A 14,326-nucleotide genomic window follows, 5' to 3' on the forward strand; every position below is an offset into this window, starting at 1 on the left:
AGACGATACGGCAGAGAAACCCTGGGCCCCGGCTTTCGCCGGGGAGCAGCAGGGGCCGCTTCACCCGTCGCATTCAATTCCACGGGCTGAAAGAGGCGCCGCCGGATCTCGCCAGCCCCCTCAGATCCGCTCGTAGCGGGCGGCGAACACCTTGGATCGCGGCGCGATTTCCAGTTCGCCGGCGATCAGCGCGACGGCATCGAGCAGGCGCGCCATCGAGACGCCCGTTTCCACGCCCAGCCCCTCCAACATGTAGAGCAGGTCCTCGGTCGCGAGATTGCCGCTCGCCCCGGCGGCATAGGGACAGCCGCCCAGGCCGCCCGCTGCACTGTCCACCACGGAAACGCCGGTCTCCAGGCAGGCCAGCACGTTCGCCAACGCTTGGCCATAGGTATCGTGGAAATGCAGCGCGAGCCGCTCGACCGGCACAACCTGGGCGACGGCGCGCACCATGTCCTGTGCCTGTTGCGGCGTGCCGACGCCGATCGTGTCGCCGAGCGAGATTTCGTAGCAGCCCAGCGCCTGGAGGCGTTCGGCGACGCGGACCACGGCAGCGACGGGCACCGCGCCTTCATAGGGGCAGCCGAGCACGCAGGAGACATAGCCGCGCACGCGGATGCCGTGCGGCACCACCATTGCCGCGACTTCGGCGGCGCGCTCCAGCGAGTCTTCGATCGAGCAGTTGATGTTGCGCTGGCTGAAGCTCTCGGTCGCCGAGAGGAACACCGCGACTTCGCGTGCGCCGGCCGCGATCGCATTCCGCATGCCGATCGCGTTGGGCACCAGCACCGGATAGCGAGCGCCCGGCGCATAGGCGATGCCGCGCAGGACCTGGTCGGTATCCGCCATCTGGGGCACGGCGCGCGGCGAGACGAAGCTGCCGGCTTCGATGCTGGAGAGGCCGGCCTGCGACAGCGCATCGATCAGGCCGATGCGCTGTGCGACGGGTACGGTTCGGGGCTCGTTCTGCAGTCCGTCGCGCGGGCCAACCTCGACGATGCGGACCTTGGACGGCCGGCTCATTGCCCGCGAAGGTCGGCGAGCGCGCGGCCGGCGGCTTCCTCGTTGATCGCCTTGGCGGCAATGATCCGGCGGGCGACCTCGCCCACCTCCTCGCCCACCGCACCGGCGGCAAAGGCGATGTTGTGCGCGTGCAGCGACATGTGCCCCTTCTGGATGCCGTCGGTCGCCAATGCCTTCATCGCCCCGAAATTCTGGGCAAGGCCCACCGAAGCGATGACTCGTGCCAGCTCCTCGGCCGAACCCGGCTTGAGGATGGCGAGCAGCGCACGCGCGGTCGGGTGGATCTTCACCGCGCCGCCGACAAGGCCCACTGCGAGCGGCAGCTCGATCGCGCCGGCGAGATGCCCCTCGGCCGTGACTTCCCAGGTGGTCAGGCTGCGATAGCGGCCGGTGCGCGCGGCATAGGCATGCGCCCCGGCCTCCACTGCCCGCGTGTCGTTGCCCGTCGCCAGCACCACCGCGGAGATGCCGTTCATGATCCCCTTGTTATGCGTCGCGGCGCGATAGGGGTCGTTGTCGGCGAACTGGTACGCCGCGACCATCGCGTCGCGCACTTTCTCGCCGCCGATCGCCTCCGCCGTCCAGGTCGCGCGGGCGCGGACGACGCGGCGGTCGGCCAGGTTGGAGAGGATGCGCAGCAACGTGGTGCCGCCGGTCCAGCGCGCGATATCGGGCGCCAGCCGCTCGGCCATCGTGTTGACCGCGTTGGCGCCCATCGCGTCGCGCGTGTCGACGATGATATGGGTGACGACCATCGTGCCGGTCGGCGTATCGACCAGCCGCACCTCGAGCCCGCGAAAGCCGCCGCCGAGGCGCACCAGTACCGGGTCGCAGGCATTGCAGATCTCGGCGATCTCGGCCTGGCGCTCGAGGATGACGAGGCGCGCGCGGTGCGGATCGGGAACGTCGAGCAGCTGGATCTGCGCGATCATCTCGGTGCCCGACATCGAGGTGGTGAAGCCGCCGCTCTCATAGCATTGGCGCGCCGAATTGCCGACCGCGGCGACCACCGAGGATTCCTCGGTGGCCATCGGCACCAGCACGTCGCGGCCATCGACCTTGAGATTGGTCGCGACGCCGACGGGAATCGCGATCGTGGTGATGAAGTTCTCGATCATGTGATCGCCAAGCTCGGCGCCGATGTTCGACGGCGCGGCGAGCTGCGTGCGCTCGCCTTCCCCCAGCCCTGCGAAATCGGCGACGCGCGCGATGCGATCCTCGACGCTCCAAGTGTGAAATCCGGAAATACGGGAGGTTTTCTCGCTCACTGCCGCTCTTTCTCTGAAGCCCCTTGCTCCACACACTGCTAGCGGCGCCCCCCGATTTGATGCAGGTACAATTGCGGACAATCTGATAGGGACGAGGCACGCTTTGCCAGGAGACGCCGCGCGATGTCATCGCCGCCACTGAAGATCGACTTCGTCATCAACTCGATCCTGATGCAGCTGCGCGCCGGCACGCTGCGTCCCGGCCAGCGCCTGCCCTCGATCCGCGACGAGGCGCAGCGCTTCGGCGTGGGCAAGAACACGATCGTCGAAGCCTATCTGCGGCTGGTCGGCCAGGGCATCCTCCAGGCCAAGCCCGGCTCGGGCTATTATGTCGTCCGCGTGCCCGCATCGGCGGACAAGGATCGCTCCGCCCCGCTCGCCGCCGCCACCGACCGCGTCTCGCTGCTCGCCGAGCAGCTCGACCGCCGGCTGCCGATCCGCCCGGGCGACGGCCGCCCGCCGAGCGAGTGGCTCGAGACTTCGGAGCTGCGCCGCTACCTTGCCTATCAGCGCTTCCAGGAAGGCGATTCCTACAATTCGAGCTGGGGCCACGCCCCCCTGCGCGAACGGCTGCGCGGCGCGCTGGCCGAACGCGGCATCGCCTGCGGCAGCGACCAGCTGCTGATGACCCACGGCGCCAACCATGCGATGGACCTGGTGATCCGCCGCTATGTCGCGCCGGGCGACACCGTGCTGGTCGACGATCCCGGCTATTACCCGCTGCTCGCCAAGCTCGCGCTCGCGGGCGCCAATGCCGTGGGTGTCGCGCGCCGGCACGACGGCCCCGACATCGCCGATCTCGAGGCCAAGGCGCGCAAGAACGGCGCGCGGCTGTTCTTCACCCAGTCGCTGGCGCACAACCCGACGGGCGGCTCGATCACGCTCGGCACCGCCTATTCGGTGCTGCGGATCGCCACCGAATGCGGGCTGCTGGTGGTCGAGGACGATCCCTTCGCCGACATCCTGCCCTATACTGCGCCGCGCCTCGCCGCGCTCGATCAGCTCGACCGCGTCATCTATATCGGCACCTTCTCCAAGACGCTCGCCGGCAGCCTGCGCACCGGCTATCTCGCCGCGTCGCCCATGCTGGCCGCCGAGCTGAACGAGCTCAAGGTGATCACCACCGTTTCCACCTCGGCGCATGACGAGCGGCTGATCTATCAGCTGATCGAGCATGGCCATTATCTCAAGCACCTGCGCCGGCTGCGCGCCCGGGCGAGCAAGGCGACGGCCGAGAGCGTGAAGGCGCTCGAGGGCTGCGGCTTCGAGATCAATCGCCCGATCGGCGGCGGCTTCTATCTGTGGATCGAGCTGCCCGAGCATATGGGCGACGAGAGCCTGATCCATGACGCGGCCGATCGCGGCATCTTCATCGCGCCGGCCGCCAATTTCTCGACTGCCAAGCACCCGAAGCCGGCGATGCGGGTGAACGTCGCCTATGGCAGCGATCCGGCGTTCCTGGCGTGGCTTGGCGAGAAGGCGCGGCGCTAGAACCTCTACGTCATTGTTCCCCGGCGAAGGCCGGGGAACTGAGGAAGATCCGGCCTACGGCTTCGCCGATCGACCAGCGAACCGCGCCAGCCCGTCCTTCGCCGCACCGCTGGTGAAGGTGCGCTGGCCGAGCTGCGCTTCCTGCGCGAACGCGTCCTCGAGCGGCAGGTCATAGAGCGTCAGCGCCGCTTCCTTGATCGTCTGGACGGCGACCGGGCTCTTGCTCGCGATTTCCTGCGCCAGTGCCATCGCGGCGGGCTCCACTTCGGCGGCGGGCACCACCTGGTTGACCACGCCCCGCGCGAGCAGCTCCGCCGCGCTGAAGCGCCGGCCGGTGAGCATCAGTTCCATCGCATGCGCATAGGCGATCTGCCGGGTGAGCCGCACCAGCGTGCCGCCGGCCGGCACGAAGCCGTGATTGACCTCGGGAAACTGGAACACCGCGTCCTCGGCGGCAATGCGCAGATCGGTCGCCAGCATGATCTCGAAACCGGCGCCCATGCACATGCCGCGCACCGCGGAGACGATCGGCTTGTAGAAGGCGGCGTTCTTGAGATGCGCGGGATCCCAGGCGCTGATGTCGAACCGACCTGAGGCGAGCGCGGGGATAGATTCGGTGAGGTCGGCGCCGACGCAGAAGGCGCGGTCGCCGCTGCCGGCGAGCACCACGGCGTTGATCCGGTCGTCCCGCCCGATCTCGGCGAAGGCGCGGCCGAGATCGTCGTACATCGCCAGCGTCATCGCGTTGAGCTTTTCGGGCCGGGCGAAGCGGACGGTGGCGACGGCGCCGTCGCGCGTAACATCGATGCCCATCAGCCCTGCCCTCCCTTGCGGAGCGCTTCGATATCGGCGGCAGCCATGCCGAGCAGGTCGCGGAACACCGCGTCGTTATGCTGGCCGAGCCGCGGCGCCGCGCCGTGCGGCTGCACCGCGGCGCCCGAGAGCTTGATCGGCAGGCCGAGCATCGCGACCGGCGTGTCGCCCATCGGCACGTCGACGATCATCCCGCGCGCGGCGATGTGCGGATCGGCGACGACTTCGTCGATCGACTTGATCGCGCTCAAGGGCACCGCGTCGCCGGCCATTTCCTCCAGCTCCGCCTTGGTGTGGCGGGCGAACCAACGGTGGAGCAAGGGCTCGACGATGGTCTTGTAAGTCTCCGCCTCGAAGCGCTTGTCCATCGTATCGATGCGCGGGTCCTTCGCCATTTCGGGCTCGCCGAACAGCGCGCAGGTGATCGCCCAGAACTTGTCGGTATAGCCGCCGAAGAAGATATAGCCGTCGGCGCATGGAAACTGGCCATAGGGGCGGACAAACGGGTGATCGTTGCCCAGCGGCCCGGCCACTTCCTTGTCGACCGTGTAGCGCACCACCGCGCTCTCGGTGAGCGACAGCACCGAATCCTGCTGCGAGACGTCGACCACCTGCCCCTGCCCCGTCCGCTCCGCCTCGCGCAGCGCGGCCAGCGTTCCGACCGCGGCATAGAGCGAAGCGGAAAGGTCGCCGATGATCGTGCCGACGCGCACCGGCGGCTGATCGGCATAGCCGTTCATCGACCAGAGCCCACCCGATGCCTGGCCGCTATTGTCATAGCCCGGGCGATTGGCGTTGGGGCCGGTGCGGCCATAGCCGCTGATCGCGGTATAGACGAGGCGCGGATTGACCGCCGCGAGCGTTTCATAGCCGAGCCCCAGCTTGTCCATCACGCCGGGACGGAAATTCTCGACCAGGATGTCGACGCGCTGCACCAGCGCGAGGAATGCCGCCTTGCCCGCCGCGCTGCGCAGATCGAGCGATACGCCCTGCTTGTTGCGGTTATACTGCGCGTAGAAGGCGCTTTCCGGCCCGGCATCGGTCTCGACCATCGGCGGGAACGTCCGGGTGTAGTCGGGATCGTTCGGGTTCTCGACCTTGATCACCGTGGCGCCGAGATCGGCGAGCATCATCGCGCAATAGGGCCCGGCGACGACGCGGGTGACGTCGAGCACCATGACGCCGGCCAGCGGCCCCTTGCGTTCGTTAATGGGCATCACGCGTCGTCCTTCACCAGATCACGCTCCTTGAGCAGCAGCATCGTCACCACCAGCGCCATCGCAACCACGCCCCAGCTATACCAGAGCCCGGCATAGGGATCGCCGGTACGCGCGACGACATATTGTTCGACGAACGGCAGCACCCCGCCGAAATAGCCCGTGCCGAAATGATAGGGGATCGACATCGAGCTGTAGCGGATGCGCGCCGGGAACAGCTCGGTGAGCAACGCCGCCACCGGGCCATAGGTCGCCCCTGAAAGCGCCGTCAGTGCCATGATCGCAAGGAAGATCACCGCCAGCCCGCCCAGGCCGGGGCTGGCCTTGCCCAGCGGATAGCCGGCGGCCTTCAGCTTCGCATCGAGATCGGCGTCGCTCCTATGATCGGCCGGTGTGCCGCCGATCGACAGAACGACCGCGGGCGCCTCCTCAAGGCTATAGGCGATGCCGCGCTTGGAGAGATAATCGAGCAGCCGCCCGCAGGCATCCTGCTGGACCTTGGCAAAGGGATTGAACCGGCAATCGGGCCCGGCCACCACGATCGGCGCGCGCTCGGCCGCGCGGGTCAGCCCGGGGTTGGCGGCGCTGCCCATCAGCCAGAAGAGCGGGAACAGCAGCGCCAGGGTGAGGGCGTAGCCGATGACGATCAGGCGCTTGCGCCCAAACCGGTCGGAGAGATGGCCGAACAGGATGAACCAGCCCAGCCCCATCACCGCGCCGCCGCCCACCACGATCTGCGCCACCGTCTCGTCGACATGCATGGCGTTGCGCAGGAAGCCGAGCGTCGAGAACATCGCAGTGAACCAGATCACGGTGAAGCCGGCGGCGATGCCGAACAGCGCGACCACCAGGCGACGGCCATTGCCCGGATAGGTGAAGCTTTCGACGAGAGGGTTCTTCGAAACCTTGCCCGCCGCCTTCATCGCCTGGAACACCGGGCTTTCGGCGAGGCGGACGCGCATCCACAGCGAGATCGCCAGCAGCACGAGCGACAGCAGGAACGGCACGCGCCAGCCCCAGGCATCCCACAAGGCGGCCGACATGCTGCCCTTGCAGGCCAGCACCACGACGAGGCTCAGGAAGAAGCCCGCGCCCACGCACGCCTGGATGAAGCTGGTGAACAGGCCGCGCCGCCCCGGTGGCGCATGTTCGGCGACATAGATGGCGGCGCCCCCATATTCGCCGCCCAGCGCCAGGCCCTGGATGATGCGCAGCAGGATGATCAGCGCCGGCGCGAGCCAGCCGATCGTCGCATAGGACGGCACCAGGCCCACGCCCGCGGTCGCCACGCCCATCAGGACGATCGTCACGATGAAGGTGTATTTCCGCCCGAACTTGTCGCCGAGATAGCCGAACAGGACCGCGCCCAGCGGCCGGAATCCGAAGCCCACCGCGAAACCGGCCCAGGCGAGCAAGGTCTGCAACTGCTCGTTGCCGGGCGGGAAGAAGATGCGCCCGATAATGCCCGATGCCGCAAGCGTGCCGTAGATGAAGAAATCATACCATTCGAACAGCGTGCCCAGCGACGACGCGGCGATCACCGTGCGCACGTCGCCGGCGGATGGCGCCGCACTCCCCTGTCGCGCCGTCGCTTCGATTGTCCCCATCGGCTGTTCCTCTGCCTGCGCCCCTGTTTCCGAAAGGCATAGTCCGGGGCGGGACGCGGGCAAGCTCTCAAATCGCGAGACAATTTCCATGGCCCGTGGGCACGATGCGTCCCCGCCAATTCCGATAGCAGGCGCAGGGCCCGCCCGGCCGAAGCCCGAGGGCCGCCCGTTGCAATATTTTCCTTTATAAATCAATTATATGATGAATATATTCGCCCGCAATCCGGGCCTGAACAGGCTAGGATATCCGCGGCAGCAGCCCTAATTGTACCAGCCACTTCATGAACACGCCTTCGATAGAATGGCCGGAAATCGCTCCCGCTTCCGCGGGGAAGCGCTCATTCGGAGATCAGCCCGGCATAGGCAATCACTACGCGGTCGAGGATCTCGGGCCAGCGGTGGTTGCCGGCCGCGACATACGCCTCCCGGGCAATGGCGCGCCGGAAATTGGGCTGATCGATCAGCTGTTCGGCGGCATCGGCCAGGGCATCGGGTGACGCTGCGGTGAGCAGGCCGGACTGCCCCGATATGATCAACGCCTGCGCGCTGCCGACATCGGCGCTGACGATGGCGATGCCCGATGCCATCGCCTCCAGATTGACGTTGCCGAACGCCTCGGTGGTGCTCGGGTTGATCAGGATGTCCGCGCTCGCCACTGCCCTGCCCAGCGCTGCGCCGTCGAGATGGCCGGTGAAGACCGCCTCGGGCAACAGCTGCCGGAACCGGGTTTCGGCGGGTCCGGTGCCGACGATCAGCGGGCGCAACTCATGGCCGCGTTCGCGGAGCAGGCGAATGGCGTCGGCAAAGGCGGCGATCCCTTTTTCGAGCACCAGCCGGCCGAAGAAGAGCGGCACGATCTCGTCGTCGCGATATCCGAGCGCGCGCCGCCAGCCCAGGTCGCGCAGCGCGGGGGAGAAGGCTGCGGGATCGACACCCCTTCCCCAGGTCGAAATGTCGTGCTCCGGCACCCCCATCGCCACCAGGCTCTGGGCGGATGCGCCATTGGGCGCGAGCACATGGTCGCTGGCGCGGTAGAAGCGCCGCAGGTGCCGCTCGCCCCAGCCGCGAAAGGCACCCAGCCCATAATAGTCGAAATAGGTCTCGAACCGCGTGTGGAGGCTGGCGACCACCGGGACGTCGAGCCGGCGTGCCAGCTTCTGCGCCCCGATGCCGAGCAGGTCGGGCGCGGAGACATGGACGAGGTTCGGCGCGAAGCGCTCGACGTCCTCGCGCACCGATTTCGGCAGGCCCAGCGCGATGCGGAACTCGCTGCGCCCGGGAATGGGCACCGACGGCACCGGCACCAGATCGCCAGCGGGCATGAAGGCCGGCGCGGCCACGGTGGGGGAATAGACGCGCACGGCGGCGCCGCGGGCGAGCAGATGGTCGACGAGACGGTTGAGCGCCCGGTTCGCGCCGTCGCGCACGCAATTGTAGTTGCCCGAGAAGAGCGCGATCCGCATGCCGGCCGCGGACGAACCGTCATTGGCGGCGCGCGCGGGCTCCGGCGCGCCGTTGGGGCGGACGTGATCGGCCACCGCGACTGCGCGGTCCGGGGCGTCTGCAGAGAGGTAGTCGGCGGGCGAGATCTTCATCGGAGCCTATGCGGCATGCGCGAGGCGACAATAGCCCCGCGCAGCCACAATATTCGTTACGGAAGATGAATGACAACTGACGCCCGCCGCTCAGTGCATGCGTAGGAATTTCCGGAAGAAGCGCTCGGTGCGGGTCCAGCTGTCGAGGACGTTCTCCGGGCTCGCGATGATGTGCGCCTCGCCCCAATATTGCGCCATCTCCGCGGGCACGCCTTTGCCCCGCAGCGTCGAATAGACGCGCTCCATCGGCCGCGAGGTCGCGAAATCGAACTCGCCCTCGAGCAAAAGCATCGGGGTAGAGGCCTTTTCAAGGTTCAGCCCGGGGCTGTTCCGAATCCATTCCCCCTCCGCTTTCCACGGAGGTGCTCCCAGCGAATAGGGCTGCGCTTCATATTCATAGACGAAGCGGCGCGCCTGCATGATCTCCCCGGCACTATCGAGCGCGCTGAATTCGAGCCCGGCATCGAGCGTCCAGTGCAGGTCCGGGAAGCTCGAGGAGACGGCGATCGCCTTGAAGGCGCTGGTCCTGGTCTCAAGTGCGAGACCGACATAGCCGCCGTTCGAATGCCCCCAATAGGCATATTCGCCGGCAAGGACCTCGGGCTGACGGTCGAGCACGGGCAGCCACGGCATCACCGTATCGACCGCCGCCTGCAACGGCCCCTCCGGAGACAGCCCAAGCGTGAGAGGGAACGGGACAACGAAGACGGCGAACCCTTGCGAAAGCAGATGGTAGAAGGGTTCGTGCGTGATCGAGTTCGAGTTCACCCGATGCATGCTGTCGCCGATCCGCGGCATATATCCCGGATAGGCCATGAGCACGACCGGATGCCGGTCGTTCGGGTGGCGCCCCGGCGGCAGGCGCAGGATTCCGGTAAGCTGGCGGCCGTTGAGTTCGAGGCGTAGTTCACGCATCGCCGGCTCCGCGACCGCGGCCAGATGCCGGTTGAACGGCATGGCCATGCGCGCCGGCACGCCATCCTCTACCAGGTGCAGCGACGTGCCGGCATCGCTGTCACGCTTGTACAGCGTCAGCCCGCGATAGCCGGTGGCGACGAGGAGATCGGCCTGGGGCGGCCTGGCGATTTCGGTCAGGACCGGCTTGCCATCGACGAAGCGCAGGTCGAAGTCCTGCCGGCCGCGGCCCAATACGAAGCGCGGCACCGCGCCGCGGAGATCGGCGGCAAAACCCGAATCGAACGCACCGGGCAAGGTCGTGATGCCCTGCGGCGTGAAAACCTGCACCTGGCGCGCGGACAAGAGGAGATAGGCGCGCGAAGAGATCCGCCATGCCTTGCCTGGCGGCTGGCCGAGCGGCAGGCGCGTATCGTCGGAAGGCAGCATCGGCCGCCGCGTGAGAACCTCGCCGGCGTCGCTTCCATAATCGGCGAGCATATTGGCGAGCAGCTCGGCATCGAGCGCCGAGCGAGCGGCGATGCGACGGAGGGACAGCGCGGGCACCTGTACTTCAAATGCGAAATCGTCGCCGCTGCTTGCGCGCGCAGTGTAGGTCGCCCGCCCCACGAGCCCGATCCGCCGGCCATCGTCCGACCAGACCGGCAAGCGGCTCTCCGCCACCACGCCGGTGCCCTCGGCGCCCTTGACGACCCGCCCGGCCTCCCCCGCCTTGAGCGGCTGCACCACCAGTGCAAGCACGACGCTGTCGTCATAGAGGTGATAGGCCCGCAGCGCCGGTTCCATGCTTCCCGGCGCCGGGGCGAGATGGCGCGTCGCGACGAGAAGCGCGGCCTGGCTGCGGTCGGGCGACACCGAAACGCCGCGAACATCGCCGCGATAGAGAACCTTGGTGCGCCCGGTCGTGACATCGAGCGTCATCAATCGGCTGGCCGCGCCCTCGGTCGGCGACTCCGCGTTCCACACGCGCACGGACAGCTTCCCGGCGCGCGTACGAGACCGCAAGGCCGCATAGGTGGCAGGGGCGGTTGCGGGTGCGAGCGCATATTGCTGGAGCACGCCGTCGCGATCGACGAAGACGAGGGTACGCTCGTCGAGCCAGACGAACGGCCGCGTCCGGAGCGCCGAGCCGCTCGATTGCACGTCGGGATCCCCGTCCATGCGCAGCAGCGCGTTCACGTCGACCTCGACATGGCTGAAGCGCCGCGGGCTGCGATCCACGAGGTTCCAGACGATCAGGCCGACCCGGCCGTAGGCATCGGCACAAAGCGCCGCCAATTTGCGGCCGGACGGTGAATAAGTCGGCGCCCAGGTCCACAGATTGGCCGCGGGCAGCTTCTGCGGATGCGCCAGCGCGCGATCGAACAGCCAGATGTCGCCGCGCGGCTGCACGCTCGAGCGCGCCGCGCCCGCGTGCAGCCCGGGATCGGCCATCGGGCGCGTCACCTGAACGGCCACGCTGGTGCCGTCGGGTGCCGCCACCGCCGCGCGAATCTCGGAGCGCTGCCGCGCATCCTCGAACGAGAAGGCGTGCTTGCCCTCGGCAATCTGCGCCTGGGCGACAGCAGGGAGCGCGATCAGCAGCGCGAGCGCAAGAACGCGCCTCGCGCGGACCTTCAGCGAAGGAAACATAGGCACTCCGGCAAGATAGAAAGCGGGACGCGGCGCGGGGCTTGCTGCAAAGCCCCGCGCCGGTTTCGGAAGATCGTCAGAATTCCTTGGTGAGCGCGAGGCTCACGGTGCGGCCCAGTGACGAGTAGTTGGTCGAGTCGTAGGCGACGCGGAAATTTCCGATCGGCGCCGCATAGGGGGGCGCCGCGTTGAAGGCGTTCATCACCGACAGGTTGAGCCGGAACGCGCCGATCGGGCTCTGCGCCTGGCGATAGTCGACAACGAAATCGGCCGTCGTCATCGAGCCGCGCCGCACGTTCGGAGTTACGTTGGTATCGATCACGCCCGAGATGTGGTTGACGTTCGACGCGAGCGAGAATCCACCGCTCGACCAGTTCGCACCGAGCCGTCCGCGGAACTTTGCGGGGTAGAAGATGCTCCCGGCGATCGCCGTCTCGGGCGAGGTGCTGGAAGCGTGGCGCGCCGCCGTGGTGATCCAGCTGCCATTTGCGCTCAGTGCCAGCCGCCCGCCCACGGCGCGCGTCGCATAGCGGGCCGAGAGATCGATGCCGCGAAGCAGGTCGCGCGCAGCGTTGGTGTATTGGCCCGAGACGATCGCGAAAACCTTGCTGGAATTATAGGCGGAGCCCAGCAGATTGTAGGTGAAGGTGCCCTGCGGCAGGCCGGCCCAGGCGAAGGCCGCGTTGATATCCGCGGCGCTGGGGCTGAACTGGGCGAATTCGGCATAGGCCGGGTTGGTCAGCGCCTGGTTGAACACCGTGATCGGCGCGATGATCCGATCACGATAGTCGACCTGGAACCAGTTCGCCTCCAGCTCCAGTCCAGGCACGAATTCGGGCTTGAAGGTGAAGCCGGCGGAGAGGGTCTCGGCACGTTCGGGCCGCAGGTCCTGGTTGCCGCCGAACAGCAGGATACCCTGCCCATCGGCCGGTGCGCCGGCCTGCGCGCCGCCAAGATAGGCGGCCGAAGTGAGATAGAGGATGCGGCTGGTATATTGCTGGAGCAGCGTCGGGACCTTGAAGCTCCGGCCCCAGCTCGCGCGCAGGTCGAGCCCCTTGGCGACACCCCATAGCGCACCGACCTTCGGCGTGGTCGTTCCGCCGAAGCTGTCGTAATTCTCGTGCCGCACCGCCGCGTTGATGGCGAAGCGCCGGACCAGGGGAATCCCCTGCTCCTCAGAGACGACCGGGATATTGACCTCGCCATAGCCGTAATAGCTGCTGTCATCGCCGCCGCCGTTCGGCGTGGCGGTCCCCGCCCCGGTGATCAGGTCGCGGTTCTCGAAGAAGCTGCGCCGCCATCCGCCGCCCAGCGACACGCGAACGTCGCCGCCCGGCAGCGAGAACAGCCGGCCTTCGGTTTCCAGCGCCACCGATTCCGAATGGTTGGTATTGCGCAGGTTGGTCCGGCTGGTGGTGACGCCGGTCAGGATGTTGAACGTCCGTCGGGCCGGGGTGGACGAGACGTTGCGGCTCATCGAGCCACTCAGCCGCAGGTTCCAGTCTTGGCCGATGTCGAACGACAGCGCCGGCGCGACGCCCCAGACTTCCGACTTGGATTCGAAATAGGTTGCGACCGTGCTCGACGATCCGGTGAGGAAGGCGTTGATGCGCGACGTGTAGTAGCTGTCGACCGAAAGCTCGACGAAATCGGCGAGGCGCTGATGGCCGCTGAACAGGGCGCTGAACTGCTTGTTCCGCGGATAGATCTCATAGCCCGGCACCGAGGACAGATAGGACAGATAGTCCCGCTGGCTCGCCTTGACCGAGCTGTTATGCGAATAGTCGCCGGTGATCAGCAGGCCGCCCGATCCCCAATTATGGCCGCCGAGCACCGTATATTGCTGCTGCTGATATCCACCGTCGGTCGCCCATCCGTAACGCGCGGTGGCCTGGGCGCCTTCATAGTCGCGCCGCAGGATGACGTTGGCGACACCGCCGACTGCGTCCGAACCGTAGATTGCCGATGCGCCGTCGAGCAGGATCTCGACCCGCTGGATGGCAGCCGTCGGGATGACGGACAGGTCGGCCGCCTGGGTGAAGCCGTCATAGGGCAGGCGCGTGCCGTTGAGCAGCGTCAGCGATGCATCGGGGCCCAGGCCCCGGAGATTGAGGCTCGACGAGCCGGTGACGTTCTGGTTCGCCGGGCCGCCCGCGGTCGCGCCGGGTGCGACGCCGGGGTTCTGCCCGCCGGAGAAATTCTGCGGCAGCGCGCGCATCGCCTCGCCCAGGCTGTTGTGCCCGGCCAGGCGCATCTCTTCGGCCGAAATGGTCACCACCGGCGACGAGGGGCGCCCGCCGCGGATACGCGATCCGGTCACGACGATCGCCCGATCGACCGCGTCGTCGTCGCGGCCTGCATAGGCGGCGGCCGGCGGCGGTGCCGCGCTACCGCTGTCGCCGTTTCCCGCCTTCACGATCGCGATCAGATTGCCGTCAGTCCGCGTGGCGAAGCCGCTGCCGGCGAGCAGCGCCGCAAGGGCGGCATCCGCCGACTGCTGGCCGCGCACGCCCGGCGAGCGCGCGGTGCGCACCTCGTCGGCCCGATAGACGATCTGGCGGCCAGACTGCCGGACATAGGCATCGAGCGCCGCTTTCAGCGACCCGGCCGGAATGTTGTAATCACGCGTCTGCGCTGCCGCCGGCGCGGCGAGTGCCACGATGCAGGTGCTGGTTGCGAGTGCCGCGGCGAGTGTCCTGATCATTATGCCCCCATTTCCCGGGCAGATTGTCCTGCCCCACTGGGAGCGCATGACAATCGGGCGG

General features: G+C 67.6%; 9 protein-coding genes. 1 reads left to right on the forward strand and 8 read right to left on the reverse strand.

The features are described 5' to 3' along the window. Positions 1-120 precede the first annotated feature (120 nt). Positions 121-1,023, reverse strand: coding sequence for a hydroxymethylglutaryl-CoA lyase (locus tag P6144_RS19690; RefSeq protein WP_277769530.1), 903 nt, complete (start codon positions 1,021-1,023; stop codon positions 121-123). Beyond that, positions 1,020-2,291: a hydroxymethylglutaryl-CoA reductase, degradative gene (locus tag P6144_RS19695; protein WP_277769531.1), complete on the reverse strand. Its 1,272-nt coding sequence runs from the start codon at positions 2,289-2,291 to the stop codon at positions 1,020-1,022. Before P6144_RS19695 ends, P6144_RS19690 begins: the two co-directional genes overlap by 4 nt. Positions 2,292-2,414: 123 nt before the next feature. Between P6144_RS19695 and P6144_RS19700 the strand changes: the two genes are divergently transcribed. Further along, positions 2,415-3,782, forward strand: a complete 1,368-nt coding sequence (locus P6144_RS19700; RefSeq protein WP_277769532.1) for a PLP-dependent aminotransferase family protein — start codon at positions 2,415-2,417, stop codon at positions 3,780-3,782. 54 nt (positions 3,783-3,836) lie between these two features. Here the strand turns inward: P6144_RS19700 and P6144_RS19705 are convergent, their stop codons facing one another. The 6 genes from P6144_RS19705 to P6144_RS19730 form a co-directional block, all read right to left on the reverse strand. Then, on the reverse strand, positions 3,837-4,595 hold the full coding sequence (locus P6144_RS19705) for an enoyl-CoA hydratase/isomerase family protein (protein WP_277769533.1): 759 nt from the start codon (positions 4,593-4,595) through the stop codon (positions 3,837-3,839). Beyond that, positions 4,595-5,812 (reverse strand): CaiB/BaiF CoA-transferase family protein, encoded by a 1,218-nt coding sequence (locus P6144_RS19710; RefSeq protein ID WP_277769534.1) that lies wholly within the window; start codon positions 5,810-5,812, stop codon positions 4,595-4,597. The genes P6144_RS19705 and P6144_RS19710 overlap by 1 nt, the downstream gene beginning before the upstream one ends. Next, positions 5,812-7,419 carry an MFS transporter gene (locus P6144_RS19715; protein WP_277769535.1) on the reverse strand — a complete coding sequence of 536 codons (1,608 nt, stop codon included), beginning with the start codon at positions 7,417-7,419 and terminating at the stop codon, positions 5,812-5,814. The genes P6144_RS19710 and P6144_RS19715 overlap by 1 nt, the downstream gene beginning before the upstream one ends. Positions 7,420-7,757: 338 nt before the next feature. Beyond that, positions 7,758-9,014 (reverse strand): glycosyltransferase family 1 protein, encoded by a 1,257-nt coding sequence (locus P6144_RS19720; protein WP_277769536.1) that lies wholly within the window; start codon positions 9,012-9,014, stop codon positions 7,758-7,760. 90 nt (positions 9,015-9,104) lie between these two features. Beyond that, the gene (locus P6144_RS19725) at positions 9,105-11,561 is read right to left on the reverse strand and encodes a prolyl oligopeptidase family serine peptidase (RefSeq protein WP_277769537.1); all 2,457 of its coding nucleotides are present in this window, start codon (positions 11,559-11,561) and stop codon (positions 9,105-9,107) included. Between the two features lie 76 nt (positions 11,562-11,637). After that, the gene (locus tag P6144_RS19730; RefSeq protein ID WP_277769538.1) at positions 11,638-14,265 is read right to left on the reverse strand and encodes a TonB-dependent receptor; all 2,628 of its coding nucleotides are present in this window, start codon (positions 14,263-14,265) and stop codon (positions 11,638-11,640) included. Positions 14,266-14,326: the final 61 nt, after the last annotated feature.

It is taken from the genome of Sphingomonas sp. HITSZ_GF (assembly GCF_029543155.1).
Taxonomy (GTDB): domain Bacteria; phylum Pseudomonadota; class Alphaproteobacteria; order Sphingomonadales; family Sphingomonadaceae; genus Sphingomonas.